General features: G+C 68.9%; 23 protein-coding genes. 17 read left to right on the top strand and 6 right to left on the bottom strand.

Annotation, left to right across the window (positions count from 1 at the left end; all coding sequences use genetic code 11):
- Positions 1 to 80: 80 nt before the first annotated feature.
- The 7 genes from yczE to BTO20_RS23850 all read left to right on the top strand — a co-directional run bounded on the left by yczE (position 81) and on the right by BTO20_RS23850 (position 6,047).
- On the top strand, positions 81 to 779 hold the full coding sequence (gene yczE / locus BTO20_RS23880; RefSeq protein WP_198344039.1) for a membrane protein YczE: 699 nt from the start codon (positions 81 to 83) through the stop codon (positions 777 to 779).
- Entirely contained in the window at positions 725 to 1,579 is an 855-nt protein-coding gene (locus BTO20_RS23875) for an ABC transporter ATP-binding protein (protein ID WP_087078563.1), read from the top strand. Before yczE ends, BTO20_RS23875 begins: the two co-directional genes overlap by 55 nt.
- 28 nt (positions 1,580 to 1,607) lie before the next feature.
- On the top strand, positions 1,608 to 2,435 hold the full coding sequence (locus BTO20_RS23870) for an NUDIX hydrolase (RefSeq protein ID WP_087078562.1): 828 nt from the start codon (positions 1,608 to 1,610) through the stop codon (positions 2,433 to 2,435).
- Positions 2,432 to 3,097, top strand: coding sequence for an enoyl-CoA hydratase (locus BTO20_RS23865; RefSeq protein WP_087078561.1), 666 nt, complete (start codon positions 2,432 to 2,434; stop codon positions 3,095 to 3,097). Before BTO20_RS23870 ends, BTO20_RS23865 begins: the two co-directional genes overlap by 4 nt.
- 32 nt (positions 3,098 to 3,129) lie before the next feature.
- A complete protein-coding gene (locus BTO20_RS23860; RefSeq protein ID WP_087078560.1) occupies positions 3,130 to 4,122 on the top strand; it encodes a class I SAM-dependent methyltransferase in 993 nt (330 codons plus the stop codon).
- On the top strand, positions 4,080 to 5,282 hold the full coding sequence (locus tag BTO20_RS23855) for a THUMP-like domain-containing protein (protein WP_087082560.1): 1,203 nt from the start codon (positions 4,080 to 4,082) through the stop codon (positions 5,280 to 5,282). The genes BTO20_RS23860 and BTO20_RS23855 overlap by 43 nt, the downstream gene beginning before the upstream one ends.
- A gap of 75 nt (positions 5,283 to 5,357) precedes the next feature.
- A complete protein-coding gene (locus tag BTO20_RS23850) occupies positions 5,358 to 6,047 on the top strand; it encodes an esterase (RefSeq protein WP_087078559.1) in 690 nt (229 codons plus the stop codon).
- Between the two features lie 12 nt (positions 6,048 to 6,059).
- On the opposite strand, the gene BTO20_RS23845 is transcribed toward BTO20_RS23850, so the two are convergent.
- Positions 6,060 to 7,343 (bottom strand): outer membrane protein assembly factor BamB family protein, encoded by a 1,284-nt coding sequence (locus BTO20_RS23845; protein WP_087082558.1) that lies wholly within the window; start codon positions 7,341 to 7,343, stop codon positions 6,060 to 6,062.
- A 171-nt stretch (positions 7,344 to 7,514) separates the two neighbouring features.
- Here BTO20_RS23845 and BTO20_RS23840 point away from each other — a divergent pair, with 171 nt between their 5' ends.
- From BTO20_RS23840 to BTO20_RS23830, 3 genes are read left to right on the top strand one after another with little or no spacing between them, the layout of a single operon-like run.
- Positions 7,515 to 8,255 (top strand): acyltransferase, encoded by a 741-nt coding sequence (locus tag BTO20_RS23840; protein ID WP_087078558.1) that lies wholly within the window; start codon positions 7,515 to 7,517, stop codon positions 8,253 to 8,255.
- Positions 8,252 to 8,635 carry a YidH family protein gene (locus tag BTO20_RS23835; protein ID WP_087082556.1) on the top strand — a complete coding sequence of 128 codons (384 nt, stop codon included), beginning with the start codon at positions 8,252 to 8,254 and terminating at the stop codon, positions 8,633 to 8,635. Before BTO20_RS23840 ends, BTO20_RS23835 begins: the two co-directional genes overlap by 4 nt.
- Positions 8,632 to 8,946, top strand: coding sequence for a DUF202 domain-containing protein (locus tag BTO20_RS23830; RefSeq protein ID WP_087078557.1), 315 nt, complete (start codon positions 8,632 to 8,634; stop codon positions 8,944 to 8,946). The genes BTO20_RS23835 and BTO20_RS23830 overlap by 4 nt, the downstream gene beginning before the upstream one ends.
- A gap of 30 nt (positions 8,947 to 8,976) precedes the next feature.
- Here BTO20_RS23830 and BTO20_RS23825 read toward each other — a convergent pair whose 3' ends face one another.
- Genes BTO20_RS23825 through BTO20_RS23805 form a run of 5 tightly spaced genes read right to left on the bottom strand, consistent with a single transcriptional unit; the run spans position 8,977 to position 14,739 of the window.
- A complete protein-coding gene (locus BTO20_RS23825; protein WP_087078556.1) occupies positions 8,977 to 9,735 on the bottom strand; it encodes an ArsR/SmtB family transcription factor in 759 nt (252 codons plus the stop codon).
- Positions 9,728 to 11,104: an MFS transporter gene (locus tag BTO20_RS23820; protein WP_087078555.1), complete on the bottom strand. Its 1,377-nt coding sequence runs from the start codon at positions 11,102 to 11,104 to the stop codon at positions 9,728 to 9,730. Before BTO20_RS23820 ends, BTO20_RS23825 begins: the two co-directional genes overlap by 8 nt.
- A 52-nt stretch (positions 11,105 to 11,156) precedes the next feature.
- Positions 11,157 to 12,398, bottom strand: coding sequence for a glycosyltransferase family 4 protein (locus BTO20_RS23815; RefSeq protein ID WP_087078554.1), 1,242 nt, complete (start codon positions 12,396 to 12,398; stop codon positions 11,157 to 11,159).
- Between the two features lie 26 nt (positions 12,399 to 12,424).
- Positions 12,425 to 13,969: a 1,4-alpha-glucan branching protein domain-containing protein gene (locus tag BTO20_RS23810; protein ID WP_087078553.1), complete on the bottom strand. Its 1,545-nt coding sequence runs from the start codon at positions 13,967 to 13,969 to the stop codon at positions 12,425 to 12,427.
- Positions 13,966 to 14,739: a class I SAM-dependent methyltransferase gene (locus tag BTO20_RS23805; RefSeq protein ID WP_087078552.1), complete on the bottom strand. Its 774-nt coding sequence runs from the start codon at positions 14,737 to 14,739 to the stop codon at positions 13,966 to 13,968. The genes BTO20_RS23810 and BTO20_RS23805 overlap by 4 nt, the downstream gene beginning before the upstream one ends.
- A gap of 214 nt (positions 14,740 to 14,953) precedes the next feature.
- On the opposite strand from BTO20_RS23805, the gene BTO20_RS23800 reads away from it, so the two are divergent.
- The 7 genes from BTO20_RS23800 to BTO20_RS23770 all read left to right on the top strand — a co-directional run bounded on the left by BTO20_RS23800 (position 14,954) and on the right by BTO20_RS23770 (position 20,573).
- A complete protein-coding gene (locus BTO20_RS23800; protein WP_087078551.1) occupies positions 14,954 to 15,745 on the top strand; it encodes an electron transfer flavoprotein subunit beta/FixA family protein in 792 nt (263 codons plus the stop codon).
- 52 nt (positions 15,746 to 15,797) lie between these two features.
- Complete coding sequence (locus tag BTO20_RS23795) at positions 15,798 to 16,754, top strand: electron transfer flavoprotein subunit alpha/FixB family protein (RefSeq protein WP_087078550.1); 957 nt, start codon at positions 15,798 to 15,800, stop codon at positions 16,752 to 16,754.
- Positions 16,755 to 16,979: 225 nt separating this feature from the next.
- On the top strand, positions 16,980 to 17,714 hold the full coding sequence (locus BTO20_RS23790) for an SDR family oxidoreductase (protein ID WP_087078549.1): 735 nt from the start codon (positions 16,980 to 16,982) through the stop codon (positions 17,712 to 17,714).
- A gap of 1 nt (position 17,715) precedes the next feature.
- Entirely contained in the window at positions 17,716 to 18,126 is a 411-nt protein-coding gene (locus BTO20_RS23785; RefSeq protein ID WP_087078548.1) for a cupin domain-containing protein, read from the top strand.
- Entirely contained in the window at positions 18,126 to 18,785 is a 660-nt protein-coding gene (locus BTO20_RS23780) for a nitroreductase (RefSeq protein ID WP_087078547.1), read from the top strand. The genes BTO20_RS23785 and BTO20_RS23780 overlap by 1 nt, the downstream gene beginning before the upstream one ends.
- A gap of 88 nt (positions 18,786 to 18,873) precedes the next feature.
- Positions 18,874 to 19,710, top strand: a complete 837-nt coding sequence (locus BTO20_RS23775; protein ID WP_087078546.1) for a GNAT family N-acetyltransferase — start codon at positions 18,874 to 18,876, stop codon at positions 19,708 to 19,710.
- On the top strand, positions 19,707 to 20,573 hold the full coding sequence (locus BTO20_RS23770) for a lysophospholipid acyltransferase family protein (RefSeq protein WP_087078545.1): 867 nt from the start codon (positions 19,707 to 19,709) through the stop codon (positions 20,571 to 20,573). The genes BTO20_RS23775 and BTO20_RS23770 overlap by 4 nt, the downstream gene beginning before the upstream one ends.
- Positions 20,574 to 20,588: the final 15 nt, after the last annotated feature.

Here is a 20,588-nt window from a genome sequence, read left to right as displayed (position 1 = left end):
GTCGCAGACTGTGACGTCGACGCCCGCCGGATATCAAGCGAACTCGACGCCATCCGTGTCCGATTCCCGGACCACGCCTGATGACCGCGCTCAAACGGGGCACCTTGCTGCTGATCGGTCTGTGCGGCTACGGCGTGTCGATGGGCATGATGGTGCGCGCCGGCCTGGGCCTGGACCCGTGGGATGTCTTCCATCAGGGCCTGACCAGGCACACGCCCCTGACCATCGGGCTCGCGTCAGCCGCCGCGGGCGTGGTCGTGCTGCTGGCCTGGATCCCGCTGCGCAACAAGCCGGGCATCGGCACTGTCGCCAATGTCATCGTCATCGCGATCACGGTCGACACCACGCTCGCCGTGCTGCCTGCACCTCACGCCATGCCTGCGCGTATCGCGATGATGCTCGGCGCCGTGGTGCTCAACGGCATCAGCACTGTGCTCTACATCGGTGCCGGGCTCGGCCCGGGGCCGCGTGACGGCCTGATGACCGGCCTGGTCGCCCGTACCGGGCTGTCGATCCGCTTGGTGCGCACCGTGATCGAAGCGACCGTGCTCGCGGTGGGCTGGCTGCTCGGCGGCTCGGTCGGGGTCGGCACCCTGGTCTACGCGTTCGGCATCGGCCCGCTGGTGCAGCTGATCCTCAAGTTCACCCCGCGCGCCATCCTGTTCCACGATTTCAGCGGCAGACGCGACCGCGAGGCCGCCGAGGACATCACTACGATGGGCGAGTGCCCGAAACCGGACAAGATGCAGCCGACGGTGCCGGCAGCGAAGACCTGCTGATCGACTTCGCCAGGGTCACGCTCCGACGAGGTGGGAACACCCTTGTCGGGCCCGTCACCTGGGCCGTCGAACTCGATGAACGCTGGGTGGTGATCGGTCCCAACGGGGCAGGCAAGACGTCCCTGTTGCGGATCGCTGCCGCCACCGAACACCCGTCCTCGGGCACGGCCTACGTGCTCGGGGAACGGCTGGGCCGTACCGACATGGCCGAACTGCGCTCCCGCGTCGGGTTGAGCAGTTCGGCCCTGTCGCAACGGATCCCCGACGATGAGCTGGTTCGCGACCTGGTGGTCTCCGCGGGCTATGCGGTGCTGGGCCGGTGGCGCGAGAACTACGAAGAGGTCGACTACGCGCAGGCCGTCGACATGCTGGAAAGCGTCGGCGCCGAGCACTTGGCCGACCGCACCTACGGCACCCTCTCCGAGGGTGAGCGCAAACGGGTGCTCATCGCCCGGTCGCTGATGACCGACCCCGAACTGCTGCTGCTCGACGAACCCGCTGCCGGGCTGGACCTCGGCGGGCGAGAAGAACTCGTGGCGCGGCTCGCCGATCTGGCCGCCGATCCCGATGCCCCGGCGATCGTGCTGGTCACCCACCATGTCGAGGAGATCCCTCCCGGCTTCAGCCACGCGCTGATCCTCTCCGAGGGCGCCGTGGTCGCCGCCGGACTGCTCACCGACGTGATGACGGCGGAGAACCTCTCCAAGGCCTTCGGCCAGTCGATCGCCCTGGATGTGATCGACGGGCGGTACTTCGCGCGACGCATCCGCAGCCGGGCGGCGCACAGGCGGCGAGCATGACCGACGAGCGCTTGCGCGAGGAGCCGATATGACCGATCCTTTGGTCCCCAGGCCAGCCGCGACGGTGATGCTCGTGCGCGACGCGCCGCTCGGCGCCGCCTCGCACATCGAGGTGTTCCTGATGCGCAGGCACGCCGCGATGGAGTTCGCCGGTGGCGTGATGGTGTTCCCCGGCGGCGGCGTTGACGAGCGCGACCGTAATGCCGACATCGCCTGGTTCGGCCCGGAACCGTCGTGGTGGGCCGAGCGGCTCGGCGTGGAGGCCGGGCTGGCCGAGGCTCTCGTGTGTGCCGCGGCCCGCGAGACGTTCGAGGAGTCGGGGGTGCTGTTCGCCGGCCCTGACAACGATCCCGACGGCATCGTCGGCGACGCGTCGGTGTACCGCGATGCCAGGGCCGCGCTGGCCAGCAATGCGCTGTCGTTCGCCGACTTCCTGCGCCAGGAAAAGCTGGTACTGCGCGCCGACCTGCTGCGGCCGTGGGCGAATTGGGTGACTCCGAAAGAGGAACGGACCCGCCGCTACGACACGTACTTCTTCGTCGGTGCCCTGCCCGAGGGGCAGCGCGCCGACGGCGAGAACACCGAGAGTGACCGTGCATTCTGGAGCACGCCGCAGGCCGGGCTCGACGACTTCGCGCAGGGCCGGTCGTTCCTGCTCCCACCGACGTGGACCCAGTTGGATTCGCTGAACGGCCGCACGGTCGCGGAAGTGCTGGCCGTCGAACGCAAGATCGTCGCCGTCGAACCCCATCTGGCCGTCAAGGGCGGCAACTGGGAGATCGAGTTCTTCGACGGCGAGCGCTACAACGCGGCGCGTAACCACCGTTCCCCAGCGACACCGGGTGGCACCCCATGAACGAGTTCGTCAGCATCGTCACCAGCGAGGCCGAGCCGGGGATCGCGACGGTGCTGCTGTCGCGGCCACCGACCAACGCGTTGACGCGGCAGGTGTACCGGGAGCTCACCGGCGCTGCGAAAGACCTCGCCGACCGCCCCGACATTGCGGCGGTCGTACTGTTCGGCGGTCACGAGATCTTCTGTGCCGGCGACGACGTACCGGAGCTGCGCACACTCGACGCCGCCGAGACCGTCGTGGCCGACAAGGTGCTGCACGACTGCCTGGAGGCCGTCGCGGCGATCCCGCGGCCGACCGTCGCGGCGATCACGGGATACGCCCTCGGCAGCGGCTTGGCGTTGGCGCTGGCCGCGGACTGGCGAGTGAGCGGTGACAACGTCAAGTTCGGCGTGACCGAGATCCTGGCCGGGTTGGCGCCCCGCGGCGGTGCGGGCACTCGGCTGGCCGGCGTGATCGGCGCCGGCAAGGCCAAGGAGCTGGCCTACAGCGGGCGGTTCGTCGGGGCCGAGGAAGCCGTGTCGTTGGGGCTGGTCGACGAGATGGTGGCCCCCGATCACGTGTATGACGCGGCGCTGGCGTGGGCGCGCCGGTTCATCGAGCAACCGGTGGCAGCGCTGGCCGCGGCCAAGGCAGCCGTGGACGGGCGCACCGACCGGGACTGACCCGCGCGGCACGGACTATTAGGCTGCCCTGCATGACAGAGATCAAGGAATCCGGCACCGAGGCTGACATGCCGGCTCCTAACCCGCACGCCACGGCTGAACAGGTCGAGGCCGCGATGCACGACAGCAAGCTCGCTCAGGTGCTCTACCACGACTGGGAAGCCGAGACCTACGACGAGAAGTGGTCCATCTCGTACGACCAGCGCTGCATCGACTATGCGCGCGGTCGCTTCGACGCCATCGTGCCCGAGGACGAGCAGCGCGAACTGCCCTACGAGCGGGCCCTGGAGCTGGGCTGTGGCACGGGCTTCTTCCTGCTCAACCTGATCCAGTCCGGCGTCGCCCGGCGTGGTTCGGTGACCGACCTGTCGCCGGGCATGGTCAAGGTCGCGACCCGCAACGGGCAGTCGCTCGGCCTGGACATCGACGGTCGCGTCGCCGACGCCGAGGGCATCCCGTACGAGGACAACACCTTCGACCTGGTGGTCGGACACGCCGTGCTGCACCACATTCCCGACGTCGAGCTCTCGCTGCGCGAGGTGGTCCGGGTGCTCAAGCCGGGCGGCCGATTCGTGTTCGCCGGAGAGCCCACCACGGTGGGTAACCGCTACGCGCGTGAACTGTCCACGCTGACCTGGCACGCCACCACCAATGTCACCAAGCTCCCGGGCCTCGACGGCTGGCGCCGCCCGCAGGCCGAGCTCGACGAATCGTCCCGCGCCGCGGCGCTGGAGGCCGTGGTGGATCTGCACACCTTCGACCCGGCGGATCTGGAGCGCATGGCCACCAACGCCGGCGCGGTCGAGGTCCGTACCGCCAGCGAAGAATTCACCGCGGCGATGCTGGGCTGGCCGGTGCGCACGTTCGAGGCCGCGGTGCCCCCGGGCCGATTGGGTTGGGGCTGGGCCAAGTTCGCCTTCAACAGCTGGATGGCACTGAGCTGGGTGGACGCCAATGTGTGGCGCCGCGTGGTGCCCAAGGGCTGGTTCTACAACGTCATGGTCACCGGGGTCAAGCCGTCGTAGCTTTCACGGTCGCCGATGTCGGCTATCTGCGGTCGCCCGAGGGTCGTCTGGCTCTCGCCGCGACCGCAGAGCTGACTTTGGCGGGCGCCGCCCTGGTCGGTGACATCGCCTCTCTGCGCACACGATTCGGTGAGCGGGCGGCGGTCCTGGTGGAGACCGTGCAGTTGCGCCGCCGGGCCGCGGCCAAATTCGACGATCCGGCGCACTGGCTGTTCACCGACGAGGCGCTGCAGCAGGCCACCGCGGCACCGGTGGCCGCGCACCGCGCCCGCAGGCTGGCCGGATCCAGGGTGCACGACGCGACCTGCTCGATCGGCAGTGAGCTTGTGGCGCTGCAACATTCGGCAGCCGAACTGGTGGGCAGCGATCTCGACCCGGTGCGGCTGGCGATGGCCGCCAACAACGTGCCCGGTGTGGCACTGTGCCGTGCTGACGCGCTGCGGCCGATCACGCGCGACGCCGTGGTGATCCTCGACCCGGCCCGGCGCCAGGGTGGTCGGCGACGGTTCGACCCACGCGCCTACACACCCGCGCTGGACGCTGTGCTGGACGTCTACCGCGATCGCGACACGGTCGTAAAGTGCGCTCCCGGAATCGATTTCGACGAACTCGTCAAGATGGGATTCGAGGGCGAGATCGAGGTCACCTCGCTGGCCGGGGGAGTGCGCGAAGCATGCCTGTGGTCATCAGGGCTGGCCGAACCCGGCGTACGGCGGCGAGCCACCCTGCTCGATCGTGACGAACAGATCACCGACGCCGAGCCCGATGACTGCCCGGTCGCGGCCGCGGGGCGGTGGATCATCGACCCCGACGGTGCTGTGGTGCGGGCCGGACTGGTCCGGCACTATGCGGCTCGGCACGGCCTGTGGCAGCTCGACCCGGACATCGCCTACCTCTCGGGTGACGAATTGCCCGCCGGGCTGCGCGGGTTCGAGGTGCTCGAACAGCTCGGCTATCACGAGCGTCGACTGCGCGAGGTACTGGCGGCCCGGTCGGTCGGTGCGGTCGAAATCCTGGTGCGCGGCGTGAACGTGGACCCAGATGCGTTGCGGCGACGGCTGCGTCTGCGCGGCTCGGAGCAACTCTCCGTGGTCATCACCCGACTGGGATCGGGTGCCGCGAGCACCGCGACGGCGTTCGTTTGTCGGCCGTCGCGGTGACCGCCACGTACCCTGTGGTTGACGCGCCGGAGTCGGAGCCGGCCTCTAGTTGATCGCCTGCGAGGACGACTGACAATGCGATTTCCCCCTGTAGTGGCCGCTTTGACGGCCGGTGTGCTGGTCGGCTGGCTCTCCACGCCGGTGGCGTCGGCCCAGAACGCGTGCGCCGATCTGGGCGGCACCATCGGTCTGGACCTGAACTGCACCGTGCACACCGCCAATGCGTCGTACACGCTCGATTACACGTTTCCCGTCGACTATCCCGACCAACAGCCGCTCACGGACTACCTGACGCAGACCCGCGACGGATTCGTCAACGTCTCGCAGATGCCCGGGTCACGCGATCAGCCGTATGTGCTGGACGCCAGGGGAACCCGGTACACCTCGGGGCTGCCGCCACGCACCCAGAGCCTGGTGTTCGAGGTGTATCAGAATGTCGGTGGAGCGCATCCGCAGACCTGGTACAAGGCGTTCAACTACAACCTCGTGACCCGCGCGCCCATCACGTTCGACACGCTGTTCAAGCCCGGCAGCAAGCCGCTGGACGTGATCTTCCCGATCGTGCAACGCCAACTGCAGAAGCAGTCCGGCGTCGAGCAGGCGGTACCGTCCAGCGCCGGGCTCGACCCGACGCACTACCAGAACTTCGCGATCACCGACGACGCGGTGATCTTCTTCTTCGGTCAGGGTGAACTGTTCGCCGAGACGGCCGGTGCCACCCAGGCGTCGGTGCCGCGAGATGCGTTGGCGGCCTTGCTGGCATGACCGCAGGCCCGGTCACGCCGGGGCGAAGCCGTACACCTGACCGTCGCTGGTCGCGGCGACCACCCGCCGGTCGTGCCCGATGGAGACACCGACCGGCCAACCGGTGGCTTCCGGCAGCGGATAGCTGTTGAGGGTGTGCCCGTCGCTGGTGTCGAACACCAGCAGGGTCTGGCCGTGCCCGCCCTCGCGTGCCACGGTGTAGCCCAGGCCCGCGGCCCGGCTCGTGGTGGTCAGCGGTGTGACGTCATCGCGCGTCCACACCACGTCGCCCTTGTCGCCGTTGTCGCGCACGGCCATCAGCTTCGCGTCCGGTCCGCCGCCGGCCACGATGAGGCCGTTGGGCGACACCGACGGAGGTGTCTGGGCCAGAAAGTTCAGCGGTACCGACCATTTGGCCTTGCCGTCGGCGGTGTTGATCGCCCAGAGGCGTTGATCGCGGCCGTTGACGTAGGCCGTCGCGCCATCCGCGGACAGCACCGGGCTGGCCAGCGGGCCCTGGCCCACCGCGGTGCTGGTCCACTCGCGGTTGAGCATCGGAGTCTGATTGGGGCGGTACCGCAGACCGACCAGAACAGGGCTTTCGGCGCCCGGCTCCCACAGGTTGAGCGCCACGATGTTGGTGGCTTTGGAGAACGCGGGCGCGGCCGCCACCGGGCAACCGCGCCGGCCCTGCGGGCAGTCACCCAGCCCGCGTTGCGAATCGGTCGGATCGACACCGGTGACCAGGTCGAGCGGCGTACCGACCACGGTGCCGCGATGTGCGTCGAACACCAGGACCTGCCCGAGGTGGGTCACCACGAGCAGTTGGCCGTCATCGAGGAGGCGCGGAGTGGTGGGCATACCGATCACGGGTTGGCGCCACCGGATCCACTGGGTCGGCGGGTACGACAGCATGGTGCCGGGTTGGCCGACGTAGAGGTTGTCGAAGCCGTCGAAGAGCGCGCTGGACCAGCCGCCACCGAGCACCAGCCGGGTGCACCAGCGCTGGCGTGCGTTGTTGTCGGACTCCCAGACCATCAACGAGCAACCGCCTGCGGTCTGGGCGTTGGCGGCGAGGTAGCCGGTCGCACCCAGTGCCACCTGAGCACCCAGGGAACCCTTGACCGAGCGGCTCCAGGCCGGCTTCAACGTGTCGGCCCCGTGGACGGCGCTGTAGCTGCTGTTGGCGGCGTCGCCGTACTGGGCGGACCAGCCCGCCGCGGGGTGCGCGTCGACCCATGAGTCGGTGTTCTCACACCCGGTGAGCACGCCGGTGAGCAGCGCCGCTACCGCCAGCGCAAGGTATCGGCGGATCACGGTGTCCTTTCGTCGGAGCCCGGACGGGTCGGCACGGATGGTTGGCTGCACCCGGTCGGCACATGTGGTTCGCGCATGTGGTCAAGCTGAGGGTAACCGTTACGAATGTGAGGGGGCAGGAGCGGAGCGACCCCGAATTGGGTCGAGGCCGCTCGCGTAGGCTTTCGGGCCATGACGACGATGTGGGGCGCCCCGATTCACAAGCGCTGGCGGGGCTCCCGCCTGCGCGATCCTCGGCAGGCCAACTTCCTCACCTTGGACTCGCTCAGATGGGTCATCGCCAACCGCGCCTACACGCCCTGGTACCTGGTTCGGTACTGGCGGCTGCTCAAGTTCAAGCTGGCCAATCCGCACATCATCACCCGCGGCATGGTGTTTCTCGGCAAGGGCGTCGAGATCCAGTGCACCCCGGAGTTGGCCCAGATGGAGATCGGCCGCTGGGTACACATCGGTGACAAGAACACGATCCGCTGCCACGAGGGCTCGCTGCGGATCGGCGACAAGGTGGTGCTGGGACGCGACAACGTCATCAACACCTACCTCGACATCGAGCTCGGCGAGTCCGCGCTGATGGCCGACTGGTGCTACGTCTGCGACTTCGACCACAAGATGGACAGCATCGAGCTGCCGATCAAGGACCAGGGCATCGTCAAGAGCCCGGTGCGCATCGGCCCCGACACCTGGATCGCCGCCAAGGTCACGGTCCTGCGTGGCACCACGATCGGCCGCGGTTGCGTGCTGGGTGCGCATGCCGTGGTCAAGGGCGACATCCCGGACTATTCGATCGCCGTCGGGTCGCCGGCCAAGGTGGTCAAGAACCGCAAGCTGGCCTGGGATACCTCGGCGGCGCAGCGGGCCGAACTGGCAGCTGCGCTGGCCGATATCGAGCGCAAGAAGGCCGCGAGCAACTGAACGAGCCGGCGGAGGGCGCAGGCCCCTGTTCGGGCGAGGAACAGGAGCTTGTCGATTACCGCTTCACACTCGCCAACGAGCGGACGTTCCTGGCGTGGCAGCGCACGGCGCTCGGCCTGCTGGCCGCCGCGGTCGCTGTCATCCAGTTCGTGCCCGAGCTGGGCGTTCCCGAGGCCCGTCACGTCCTCGGCCTGGCGCTCACGGTGCTCGCGACGCTGACCTCCGGGGTCGGCCTGTGGCGCTGGCGGCAGGTCGAGCGGGCGATGCGGACGGGGACGTCGTTGCCCCGCCATCCCACGCCCGCCTACCTTGCGGTCGGCCTGTGCTTGATCGGCGTGCTGGTCCTGATTGTCGCCGTCGTCCGGATGGCCTCCGGTTGAGGGTTTTCGAACGAGGCCTGCAGGCCGAGCGGACCTCACTGTCGTGGACCCGCACGGCGTTCGCCGTATTGGGCAACGGGGCACTGCTCATGCTGCACGACATTCAGGATCACAAGGCCGGATTCGGCTTGCTGGCCGCGTGTGTCGCGGTCGCGGTGGCGCTCCTGGTCTACCTGGTGGGCCTGCGCAGACAACGCGTTCTGGCGCGCGACCCGCTGCCGGGCCGGATCACCCCGTCGCCTGACGTGTATGTGGTAACGGTGGGCGTGCTCATTCTCATTGTGGTGTCGGTGCTTTCGCTGCCGCTCTAGACCACTTTCGCTGCCGCTCTAGACCAAGCGTCAGGCGGGCCAGTCGATGCCGAACTCGCTCGCCAGCGCGGCGCGACCCGTGTCGGTCACCTTCAGTGCGCGGTGCTGCGGCGCGCGGCGCAGCCAGCCCGCGGTCAGGAAGCGGTCGAGCACCGCTCGGCCCAGGCCGCCGGCCAGATGGTGGCGCTGCTCGGTCCAGTCGATGCAGTACCGCACGAGTGGCCTTGAGCCGGTGGGTAATTCAACCCCGATGCGGCGCAGCCGGTCGGCGCCGGCCGCGGTGAGCTCGTAGTGCACATCGCGTCCGGGACTGCTCAGCCGGTCGGAGTCGCCGTCGTGGAACTCGCCGTCGCCGCCGGTCAGCACGTCGTGCTCGATGAAGCTGGTCATGATCTGCACACCGAGCCGCCCGGCGATGTGGTCATAACAGGTGCGGGCGCTGCGCAGACGCGCCGCCCGAGTGCCTTCGCGCAATGAGGTCACCGGGCGGGCAGGCGCCAGCCGGCCCAGTTGCTCGATCAGTTCCCCGATTTCGGGCCCGGCCAGCCGGTAGTAGCGGTGCCTGCCGTGGGTCTGCACGGTCAGCAGGCCGGCTTCGGTCAGCTTGTTGAGGTGGCTGCTGGCGGTCGAGCGGCTGATGCCGGCCTCGTCGGCCAGCACGCTGGCCGGCAGGGCGCGGCCGTCGTCGAGGGCCAGCAGCACCCGGCACCGGGCCGGATCGGCGAGCAGCGCGGCCAGTGCGGCGATGTCCACGTCCGCGGTCGACGGCAGATCGGTGAGATCATGCATGGGTCGTCTCCTTTTCCAGCGCCGGGACGGTGGAGTCCCGCGCCAACCCGAGCGCGGCTGCCGCCCCGGCCAGCTGACACAGCCCGCCGACCACCAACGCGACACGGACCCCGAGATCGCCACCGATGGCCGCCATGGCACTACCCAACACCGCGACACCGACAGTGATACCCAGCAATCGGGACAGATTCACCACTCCGGCGCCCAGCCCCGAGCGCTGTACCGGGATCGCCGACATCGCCAACGACACGGCCGGCCCGGTGTTCAGCGCCAGGCCGGCGCCTGCCAGCACGAGCGACAGTTCCAGCAGCCACACTGACGCGGTCGGGCCGACCGCGGCGTACAACAGCAGCCCCGCCGCCATCAGGCCCAGGCCTGCGGTCATCGCGGTGCGCGCGCTGGTCCGCCGGGCCAGCCCGTTGGCCGCGGGGATCAACGCCAGGTACGTGATCGGCAACGGCAGGAACCACACCGCGGTCGCCAGCGCGCTCAGACCGCGTTGCTGCTGGAACGCGAAACTGTTGACCAGCAGCAGACCGTAGATGCCGAAGGTCATGGTGAACGTCGCGAGCAGTGCACCGACCAGTCGGCGGCTGCCGAACAGATCAAGCGGCAGCATCGGACGGACACTGCGGTGCTGCACGGCGACGAACGCCGCAAGGGCGCACGCCGCGACGAGGGCGACCGGCACGATGCGCTGCCACGGCCAGGTGTGTCCCTCGACGAGGACCAGCGTCAGCGCGGCCAGACCGAGCACTGCCAGGCACTGGCCCGGTATGTCGATCCGGGCGGCGGCCGGGTCACGTGATTCGGGCAGATGCCGCAGGCTCAGGATCAGCGCCAGCGCGCCCACGGGGGCATTGACCCAGAAGATCCACCGCCAGCCCGCCGTGTCGGCCAGCACCCCGCCGAGCAGCGGGCCGATTGCGGTGCTGCTCGCGGCGGCGAACGCCCATGCCGCGGTGGAGCGGGCCCGGTCCGCGGGGTCCGGGAAGGCGGCCGAGGTGATGGCCAGGCCCTGCGGCAACATCATCGCCGCGCCGAGGCCCTGGACCGCGCGGGCGGCCAGCAGCGCGGGCAGCGCCGGTGCCAGGGCACACGCCACCGAGGCGGCGATGAACAGCGTCAACCCGATCTGCAGCAGCCGGCGCCGGCCGAACCGGTCGCCGAGCGAACCTGCGGTCAGCAGGGCCGCGGCGAAGGTGATGTTGTACGCGTCGATGGTCCACTGGGCACCGGCGATGCCGCCGCCCAGATCGTCACGGATCGCAGGCAACGCCAGGTTGACGGCGTTCGCGTCGATGAGCCCGACGAACAGGCCCAGATAGGCGGCGACGAGGGTGAGAACTGCGGCTCGTGTGAGTGCCATACCCGCACGCTAGGGCCGAAATGATTCGACGCCCGTCGAATCATTTCCGGCCTCAGCGGTCGGGCAGTGCGTGCTCGACGATGGGGCGGCGCGGATGTGGTTCGCGGACACCGCGTTTGGCCGCCAGGTACACCTGGGCGGTCTCGGCGGCCACGGTGTGCCAGTCGAAATCGGAGGTCAGCCGGTCGCGCGCAGCGATGGCCCGGACCTGCGCAGCGTCGGGATCGTCGAGCACGGCACGGACGGCGGCGGCCAGCCCGGCCACGTCCCGCGGCACGAACGACATCCCGGTCTGCCCGTTGATCACGGCTTCGCCGAGGCCGCCGACGTTGGAGGTGACCAGCGGGGTGCCGGTGGCCGCGGCCTCCAGCGCCACGATGCCGAACGGTTCGTAGTGGCTGGGCAGCACGGCGGCATCGGCGGTGTGCAGTGCGGCCACGAGCTCGTCGTGGCCCAGTCGGCCGACGAATCGGGTGGCCTTGAGCACCTTGTGCTTTCGGGCCTCTTCGACGAGCCAGTCCTGCTGGGTGCCGTCCCCGGCGATGGTCAGAGTGGTACCAGGATGTGCCCGCCGGATCCGGGGCAGCGCGGCGATCGCGTCGTGCACGCCCTTCTCGTACTCCAGCCGACCCACGTAGAGCAATTGGGCCGGGCCTTGCCGGGGCCGACGCCGCGCGAACGGCCACAGTGCGGCGTCGATGCCGTTGCGGATCACCCGGGTCTCGGCCAGCCCGGGCCCGAACAGTTCGGTGATCTCGTCGCTCATCGACGCCGAACACGTGATGAGCGAATCGGATTCGCGCACCAGCCACGACTCCACAGCGTGCACCTGGCGGCTGATCCGGCCCGACACCCAGCCGGAATGCCTGCCGGCCTCGGTGGCGTGGATGGTGGAAACCAGTGGCACATCAAAGTATTCGGCCAGCGCGATGGACGGATGGGCGACCAGCCAGTCGTGGGCGTGCACCAGATCCGGCTGCCACAGCTCACCCGCGTCGTCCTTGATCCGTAGGCCTGCGCGCACCATGGCGTGGCCCATCGCCAGCGTCCAGGCCATCATGTCGGTGCCGAAGTCGAACTCGTGCGGGTCCTGGGCGGCGGCGACGACGCGGACACCCTCGCTGACCTCGTCGGTCGACGGATGCGTGCTCGGGTCGGTGTCCGACGGTCGCCGGCTCAGGACGACGACCTCATGGCTTGCGGCGACGAGAGCGGTGGCCAGGTGATGCACATGCCTGCCCAGACCGCCGACGACCACTGGCGGGTATTCCCACGACACCATCAGGATTTTCATGGTTGTGCGCTTTCTCCGCGGGGTGGTCATCTGGGCAGCCTGCGCGCGTCGAGCGCGCCGAACAGTCCGTCGGCTTTGTTCCAGCCGTCGGCCAATCGCTGCGCGTGCTCGTCACGGCCCGACGCCAGTGCGTCACAGATCTCGCGGGTCGCGTGCGCGTGCAGGTGTGCGCGGTACCGCGCGTAGTCGGCCGCCGAATCCTTGCTGACCATGAACGGCCAGTCGCTGGAAACCGTGAGCAGGGTTTCGCGCAGGATCTGGTCGGCGACGTGATCCCGCGGTGTGGGGGAGCCCACCGCGGCGTTCTGGGTGAGCGCCTTGTCCACCGCGCTCAGCGCGGTGTCGACGACCTCGGCGTTGAGCTGGACCAGGTCGCTCACCTTCTCGCCGTTCCACACCTGCCAGTCCTTGCCCGAACCCCATGAGCTGGGCGGCAATTCGACCGGGGCGCCGACGAAGCCGTCGGCCTTGGCGTCGGCCAGGGTGCCCACGCGCACGCCCGCCTCGGGCAGCGCCCGCAGCACGCGCTCGAGCCAGGTCGGGCCCTCATACCACCAGTGGCCGAACAACTCGGTATCGAATGCCGCGATCACGTGGGCGGGTCGGCCGATGCGTTCGCTTTCGCGCAGCAGTCGCCGCCGCACGACCGCGACGAAGTCCGCGACGTGGTCGTCGATGGCGCGGTCGGCGCGGTGCGGGTCGTAGGGTGCCTTGTCGTCGGACGCGACGTTGCGTCCGGTGACGCGGGCCGGTTTGAGACCGGTGGTGTGGTCGTAGGTGTGGAAGTCGCGGTAGGCGGCGTGGCCCGGGTAGCCGGACTTGGGGGACCACACGCGGTAGCTGACCTGCAGGTCGCGTCCGAAGGCGATGACGTCGGAGTCACCGACCGGGCGGCCCAACGCGGTGTCGCCGTGCAGCGACGGGCCGTCGACCATGAAGTGGCTCACCCCCGCTGCGGCATAACCGGTTTCCATGCCCGGCGCGTAGGCGCATTCGGGCGCCCAGATGCCGCGCGGGGTGTGTGCGAAGCGTGCCCGGGCATCGGCCAGCCCCTCCCGTAGCGCGAACTCGCGCAGTCGCGGGTTGAGCAGCGGCTGGAACGGGTGCGCCAGCGGGCCGCCGAGCAGTTCGATGGTGTCGGCGTCGATCAGCTCGCGCAACAGCGGGCTGGCGCCGTGCCGCCACCGGGTGGTGAAGTCCTCGACCGCCGCGGCGGCTTCGGCGTGTTCGCGAATCCCGAACTCGCGCAGCCCTTTTTGGTTGCGCAGCGTCGTCGCTTCGAGGGCCCGTAGCTGCCAGTTGGCCAGCCAGTGGTGCATACCCGTCAGGCAGTACGGGTCGTCGAGCTGTGCGGTGACCACCGGGGTCATGCCCAGCGTGATCAGGTGGCTGCGGTCCTCGGCAGCCAGGGTGCGCAGCACCCGCATCAGCGGAAGGTAGGCCGCCGACCACGACTGGTAGAGCCATTCTTCACCCACCGGCCAGCGGCCGTGGTGGGCCAGCCACGGCAGATGTGTGTGAAGGACCAGGGTGAACAGTCCCGGCACCGGCTCGGCTGCCGGGGCACTCACGGGCGCACCGCGATTGCGACGAGGTCGAGGCTGTCGTCGATGTTGCGTTCGGTGGCCGGGGTGATGTCGAAGTCGTCGGTGGACACCGCGGCGACATCGGCGAGCAGTTGTTCGGGCCAGGGTGCGTCGGCGACCGCGCGGGCCACCTGGGCGTCGATGATGGACCCGCCGTGGCGGGCATCGAGGGTGGCCAGCCCCGCGCCGTGAAAGACCCCGGACATCTCTTCGATGTGGAACCCGGCGTCCTCGAGCAGCTCGGTGAGCTCGGCGGCGTTGAGTTCGCGGGTGTGGAACGGGTTGAGGGGGGTGTCGCGGCCGGGGGAGAAGGTGATCCGGTTGGGAGTCGACACCAGGAATACGCCGCCGGGCCGCAGCACGCGGTAGCACTCGGCGACAAATTGTGCCTGGTCCCAGAGGTGCTCGATGACCTGGAAGTTGACGACGACGTCGACCGAACCGTCCTCCAGCGGAAGTTCGGCGAGGTTGCCGTGCCGGATGTCGACGCGTGGATAGCGGGCCCGCACGTGGGCCACCGTCGCTTCGTCGTAATCCAGGCCGATGACCTTGCGGGCAACGCCTGCGATCAAGTCGGCGCCGTAGCCTTCGCCGCAGCCGGCTTCGAGCACGTCGCGCCCCGCGCAGCGCTCTGCGAGCCGCTGGTAGACCACCTCGTGCCGACGGAACCAATAGTTTTCCTCGGCCAAGCCGGGGATGGTCCGCTCACCTGTCAGGGGGAGGGCGTCTTCCGGACCGTCAACAAATGTGCTCATTGGAAGGCAGGCTAACCCAGTCGACCGGTTGGTGGCCTACTCGCGAACGGTTCCCTACTACGTGCGTGTGATAGTGGTCACCGCATACCTAGCTCGACCAGCTATGGTGTTCCTGCGAACTCTGTAAGTTACCGGCTAGTAACATAGGGTAGTCGCAAAGAACGTAATACGGTTGGCCGGTCCCCCGGCCCCACGAGGAGGACGAACCAGAGTCATGACGAACATTGTGGTCCTGATCAAACAGGTCCCAGATACTTGGTCGGAGCGCAAGCTGTCCGACGGCGATTTCACCCTTGACCGTGAGGCCGCCGACGCCGTGCTCGACGAGATCAACGAGCGCGCCGTCGAAGAGGCGCTGTTGATCAAGGAGCGCGAGGGCGGCGACAGCACCGTCACCGTGTTGACCGCCGGTCCCGAGCGCGCCACCGAGGCGATCCGCAAGGCCCTGTCCATGGGCGCCGACAAGGCCGTGCACCTCAAGGACGACGACCTGCACGGCTCCGACGTCATCCAGACGGCGTGGGCGCTGGCCCGCGCACTGGGCACCATCGAAGGCACCGAGCTGGTCATCGCAGGCAACGAAGCCACCGACGGCGTCGGCGGCGCGGTCCCGGCCGTCATCGCCGAGTACCTGGGTCTGCCGCAGCTCACCCACGTGCGCAAGCTGACGGTCGAAGACGGCAAGGTCACCGCCGAGCGCGAGACCGACGACGGTGTCTTCACGCTGGAAGCCCCGCTCCCGGCGGTGGTCAGCGTCAACGAGAAGATCAACGAGCCCCGCTTCCCGTCCTTCAAGGGCATCATGGCCGCGAAGAAGAAGGAAGTCACCGTGCTCTCCCTGGCTGAGATCGGCGTCGAAGCCGACGAGGTCGGTGTGGCCAACGCCGGGTCGAAGGTGCTGTCGTCGACCCCGAAGCCGCCGAAGACCGCTGGTGAGAAGGTCACCGACGAGGGTGACGGCGGTACCAAGGTCGCCGATTACCTCGTCGCCCAGAAGCTCATCTAGCAGCTGCTTCCATCGAATCTAACGAGACGCGAAAGACATAACGAGAAATCCCATGGCTGAAGTACTTGTGCTCGTTGAGCACTCTGAGGGTGCCCTGAAGAAGGTCACCGCCGAACTGATCACCGCCGCTCGGGCGCTGGGTGAGCCCGCTGCCGTCGTGGTGGGCAAGCCCGGCACGGCAGCGCCGCTGGTGGACGGCCTCAAGGCCGCCGGCGCCGCCAAGATCTACGTCGCCGAGTCCGACGACGCCGAGAACTACCTGATCACCCCGGTGGTCGACGTGCTCGCCGGACTGGCCGAGTCGGCTGCGCCCGCAGGCGTGCTGATCGCCGCCAGCGCCGACGGCAAGGAGATCGCCGGACGGCTCGCGGCCCGCATCGGTTCGGGTCTGCTGGTCGACGTGATCGAGGTCAGGGAAGGCGCGGTGGGCGTCCACAGCATCTTCGGTGGCGCGTTCACCGTCGAAGCCCAGGTCACCAGCGACACCCCGATCATCACCGTGCGTCCGGGCTCGGTCGAGGCCGCCCCCGCCGATGGTGCCGGTGAGGTCGTCAACGTCGAGGTCCCGGCCCAGGCCGAGAACGCCACCAAGATCACCAAGCGCGAGCCCGCCGTGGCCGGCGACCGCCCCGAACTCACCGAGGCCACTGTCGTGGTCGCCGGCGGTCGTGGCGTCGGCAGCGCGGAGAACTTCGGCATCGTCGAGGCGCTCGCGGACTCGCTCGGCGGCGCCGTCGGTGCCTCGCGTGCCGCGGTCGACTCGGGTTACTACCCGGGCCAGTTCCAGGTCGGTCAGACCGGCAAGACCGTGTCGCCGCAGCTGTACATCGCGCTGGGCATCTCCGGGGCGATCCAGCACCGCGCCGGCATGCAGACGTCGAAGACGATCGTCGCGGTGAACAAGGACGAAGAGGCGCCGATCTTCGAGATCGCCGACCTCGGCATCGTCGGTGACCTGTTCAAGGTCACCCCGCAGCTCACCGAGGCCATCCAGGCTCGCAAGGGCTGACGTCCGAGTCATACGGGAAACCCCGGCGCATCTGATGCGCCGGGGTTTTTCGTTGTGCGGACTGCTCTGCCGAGCCACCCGGAGACCACGAACTTTCCAGGGTTTCAATCCCGCCGTGCGCTGACAGGCTGGATGTCGTGACCGGATCGCGCACGATTGCGGCCGCGAGGTGTTCGGGTGGATCCTCGCCTGGGTGGGACCACGCCAGAGAAAGGTGTTCGCACAATGAAAATCACAGTGATCGGTGCCAGCGGCCAGATCGGTTCGCGGGTCGTGCGGTTGCTCACCGAAGCCGGGCACGACGTGGTCGCTGCCTCCCTGTCGTCGGGTGCCAACGTCGTCACCGGTGAGGGTCTGGTGGCGGCGCTCAGCGGCGCCGAGGTGCTCGTCGACGTCGTGAACTCACCGTCGTTCGACGACGGGCCGGTGATGGACTTCTTCACCGCGTCCGCGCGGAACTTGGCCGCCGCCGCGCAGGAGACGGGCGTCGGGAACTACGTCGCGCTGTCCATCGTCGGGGCCGACGGCCTGCCCGACAGCGGTTACATGCGGGCCAAGGTGGCCCAGGAGAAGATCATCATCGAATCCGGTCTGCCGTACACGATTGTGCGCGCCACCCAGTTCCAGGAGTTCGCCGAGGCCATCACCGACACCCTCGTGGTCGGGGACGAGGTGCGTGTTCCCGATGCCAGGATCCAGCTGATCTCGGTCGACGATGTCGCCGCCGAGGTGGCCAAGGCGGCCCAGGCCGCGCCACTCGACGGAATCGTCAACATCGGTGGACCCGAGAAGCTGTCGTTCTCGGACATGGCCCGTGCGGTGCTGGCCAAGCGCGGTGACGACAAGCCGGTGGTGATCGACCCGCAGGCCACGTACTTCGGTACCGCCGTCGACGACAACAGCCTGGTCACCGGCGACGACGGGATCCTCGGCGAAACGCACTGGCTCGCGGGACGCTGACATGACCATCTCCGCAGAGCGCGAAAAAGCGCTGCACGACGCCATGACCGTGATCCAGACCGTCGCGCCGCCGTTCATCCCGGCCGACGCCGAGGTGATGACGACCATCATCGAGTGGCCCGCGGGCTCACCCGGGGCGCCGCCCCACCGCCATCCCGCCGGGCCTGCCTTCGGCTACGTGCTGGAGGGGGAGATGCTCTTCGAACTGGAGGGCGAGGCGCCGAGGGTGATCAAGGCGGGGGAGGCGTTCTGGGAGCCCGGTGGCGACGTCATCCACTACTCCGACGCCAACAATCGCGACGATGTACCGCTGCGCTTCCTGGTCAACATGTTGTGCGTGCCCGGCCAACCGATGCTCGTCGTCGTCGATGACGACGAACTCGAGGCCCGCAAGGATCGACGAGTCCGCTGATGGCCGAGTTCTCCGACGTCGTCCGGTCGCGACGGTCATCGCGAATGTTCTTGCCGGACAAGCCTGTTCCACGGGAGCTACTCGATGAGGCGCTCGCCCTGGCGATGCGGGCGCCGTCGAACTCCAACACCCAGCCGTGGCATGTCTTCTTCGCCACCGGTGAGCGGCGCGTCCGGTTGGTCGACGCGCTGCTCACCGCGGTCGAGGCAGCACCTCCGGCGATAGGTTCCGCGGGTCTGCCCCCGCAGTTCGCTCACCTGCGCCGGGAGAGCGGCGCCCTGGTGTACGGGGCGATGGGCATCGCCCGCGACGACGCCGAAGGGCGATGGGCGGCCCAGAAGCGCAACTGGGAGTTCTTCCACGCACCGGTGGCCGCGGTGGTCTGCATGCATCGTGATTTCACCAATGTCGACGCGCTGGGGGTCGGGATGTTCCTGCAGACCCTGCTGCTGGCGTTGAACGAACGGGGAATCGGCAGTTGCGTGCAGGTGTCGATCTCGTTCTATCCCGACGTGCTGCGTGAACAACTCGGCATCCCAACCGATCTGACGATCCTCTGCGGGCTCTCGATCGGCTACGCCGACGAGGCATTTGCGGCCAACCACCTCGACACACCGCGCAATCCGATCAGTGAGAACGTGGTGTTTCTCGACGACTGAGCGGCCAGGCCAATTCGTCACCTAGCGATCACGGACATGTCACGCTGGCGACGCCATCCGGCGACCCGGCTGGGCGACCGTGCTGGTTATGAGCACTTCATCTGTACTCATCGCCGCAGACCGTCCCACCCCGTCGGCCGATTCGCCGCGCTATTCGCTGTTGTTGTCCACCGATGCCGAGCTCATCGACGCAGCGCAGCGGCTGCGCCACGACGTGTTCACCGCCGAGCCGGGCTTCGCGTTGGCCGGCGCCACCGACGGCCGGGACGCCGACCGCTTCGACGAGTACTGCGACCACCTGCTGGTGCAGGACGAGGACTTCGGCGAACTGGTCGGCTGCTACCGCATGCTGCCGCCGCCGGGTGCGATCGCCGCGCGCGGGCTCTACACCGCCACGGAATTCGACGTGACGGGTCTGGACGCGCTGCGTCCGTCGCTGGTGGAGATGGGCCGCGCGGTGGTGCGCAGCGACCACCGCAACGGCGCCGTGGTCCTGCTCATGTGGGCGGGCATCCTGGCCTACCTGGACCGCTGCGGCTACGACTACGTCACCGGCTGTGTCTCCGTGCCGACGGCAGGCACGGCCGACGGCCCTCCCGGTACCCAGATCCGCGGGGTGCGCGACTTCGTTCGTCGCCGCCACGCCGCGCCGCAGGAGTTCACCGTGTACCCCTACCGTCCCGTCGTCCTCGACGGCAAGGGCCTCGACGAGATCGACCCGCCGTCGCGGACCTCGGTGCCGCCGCTGATGCGGGGTTACCTGCGGCTGGGCGCGCAGGTGTGCGGAGAACCGGCCCACGATCCCGATTTCGGGGTGGGTGACTTCCCGGCCCTGCTCGACAAGCGTCGGGCCGATGTCCGCTACCTCAAGCGCTTGCGCTCGGTGTCGGCGGCGGCCGATATGGCCGACGGGATGGGCTCATGACCGTGCCCCGGACGCGAGGAGAAACCAGCCACGAGTGTGAACACTCGTGGCTGCCGAAGGCCTCGTGTGATGCCAGCTGCGTGCATACGGGCAGCGCCGACACCGGCCGCCGGCCGGTCGTGTGGGTCCGCACCACCGTGCGGGTCGTCATGGCGGTGCTGCTGGCGCCCGGTGTCCCGTTGCTGGCGGTGCCGCTGCCCGGCCGCTCGCACATCCAGCGGTTCTACTGCCGGCTGATGCTGCGGTGCTTCGGGGTGCGCATCAGCGTGTCGGGCGGCCCGATCCGCAACCTGCAGGGCGTGCTGGTGGTCAGTGGCCACGTGTCCTGGCTGGACATCTTCACGATCGGGGCGGTGCTGCCGGGGTCCTTCGTGGCCCGCGCCGATCTGATCGAGTGGCCCGCGCTGGGCCGGCTGGCCCGCATCATGAAGGTCATCCCCATCGACCGGGGCAGCCTGCGCCGGCTGCCCGCTGTGGTGAACACCGTCGCGCAGCGATTGACCGACGGCCACACCGTGGTGGCGTTCCCCGAGGGCACCACCTGGTGCGGGCTGGCCTATGGGCAGTTCCGGCCGGCGATGTTCCAGGCCGCCATCGATGCGGCACGGCCCGTGCAGCCGCTGCGGCTGACCTACCGGCACCGCGACGGCCGCCAGTCCACGGTTCCGGCCTTCGTCGGGGAGGACACTCTGCTGTCGTCGGTGCGGCGCGTCATCACCGCACGTCGCACCGTGTGCCACGTGCACGTCGGTTCGCTGCAGCTGCCCGGCGAGGACCGCCGCGATCTGGCCGCGCGATGCGAGGCCGCGGTGCGTCCCGAGCAGGCGCTGCCGACCGCACCGGCTCACGCCCTGGTGGCCTGACCGGCAATTCGGGGC

This window comes from Mycobacterium dioxanotrophicus (assembly GCF_002157835.1).
In the GTDB taxonomy this organism is placed as follows: domain Bacteria; phylum Actinomycetota; class Actinomycetes; order Mycobacteriales; family Mycobacteriaceae; genus Mycobacterium; species Mycobacterium dioxanotrophicus.
Note: the sequence above shows the minus strand (reverse complement) of the source record. Positions and strands in the feature narration are given on the sequence as shown.

Bases quoted from the DNA above. Each gene is read 5' to 3' on its own strand.
- yczE (WP_198344039.1), top strand. From the start codon at position 81: ATGACCGCGCTCAAACGGGGCACCTTGCTGCTGATCGGTCTGTGCGGC.
- BTO20_RS23870 (WP_087078562.1), top strand. From the start codon at position 1,608: ATGACCGATCCTTTGGTCCCCAGGCCAGCCGCGACGGTGATGCTCGTG.
- BTO20_RS23865 (WP_087078561.1), top strand. From the start codon at position 2,432: ATGAACGAGTTCGTCAGCATCGTCACCAGCGAGGCCGAGCCGGGGATC.
- BTO20_RS23860 (WP_087078560.1), top strand. From the start codon at position 3,130: ATGACAGAGATCAAGGAATCCGGCACCGAGGCTGACATGCCGGCTCCT.
- BTO20_RS23850 (WP_087078559.1), top strand. From the start codon at position 5,358: ATGCGATTTCCCCCTGTAGTGGCCGCTTTGACGGCCGGTGTGCTGGTC.
- BTO20_RS23840 (WP_087078558.1), top strand. From the start codon at position 7,515: ATGACGACGATGTGGGGCGCCCCGATTCACAAGCGCTGGCGGGGCTCC.
- BTO20_RS23825 (WP_087078556.1), bottom strand. From the start codon at position 9,735: ATGCATGATCTCACCGATCTGCCGTCGACCGCGGACGTGGACATCGCC.
- BTO20_RS23820 (WP_087078555.1), bottom strand. From the start codon at position 11,104: ATGGCACTCACACGAGCCGCAGTTCTCACCCTCGTCGCCGCCTATCTG.
- BTO20_RS23815 (WP_087078554.1), bottom strand. From the start codon at position 12,398: ATGAAAATCCTGATGGTGTCGTGGGAATACCCGCCAGTGGTCGTCGGC.
- BTO20_RS23805 (WP_087078552.1), bottom strand. From the start codon at position 14,739: ATGAGCACATTTGTTGACGGTCCGGAAGACGCCCTCCCCCTGACAGGT.
- BTO20_RS23800 (WP_087078551.1), top strand. From the start codon at position 14,954: ATGACGAACATTGTGGTCCTGATCAAACAGGTCCCAGATACTTGGTCG.
- BTO20_RS23795 (WP_087078550.1), top strand. From the start codon at position 15,798: ATGGCTGAAGTACTTGTGCTCGTTGAGCACTCTGAGGGTGCCCTGAAG.
- BTO20_RS23790 (WP_087078549.1), top strand. From the start codon at position 16,980: ATGAAAATCACAGTGATCGGTGCCAGCGGCCAGATCGGTTCGCGGGTC.
- BTO20_RS23785 (WP_087078548.1), top strand. From the start codon at position 17,716: ATGACCATCTCCGCAGAGCGCGAAAAAGCGCTGCACGACGCCATGACC.
- BTO20_RS23780 (WP_087078547.1), top strand. From the start codon at position 18,126: ATGGCCGAGTTCTCCGACGTCGTCCGGTCGCGACGGTCATCGCGAATG.
- BTO20_RS23775 (WP_087078546.1), top strand. From the start codon at position 18,874: ATGAGCACTTCATCTGTACTCATCGCCGCAGACCGTCCCACCCCGTCG.
- BTO20_RS23770 (WP_087078545.1), top strand. From the start codon at position 19,707: ATGACCGTGCCCCGGACGCGAGGAGAAACCAGCCACGAGTGTGAACAC.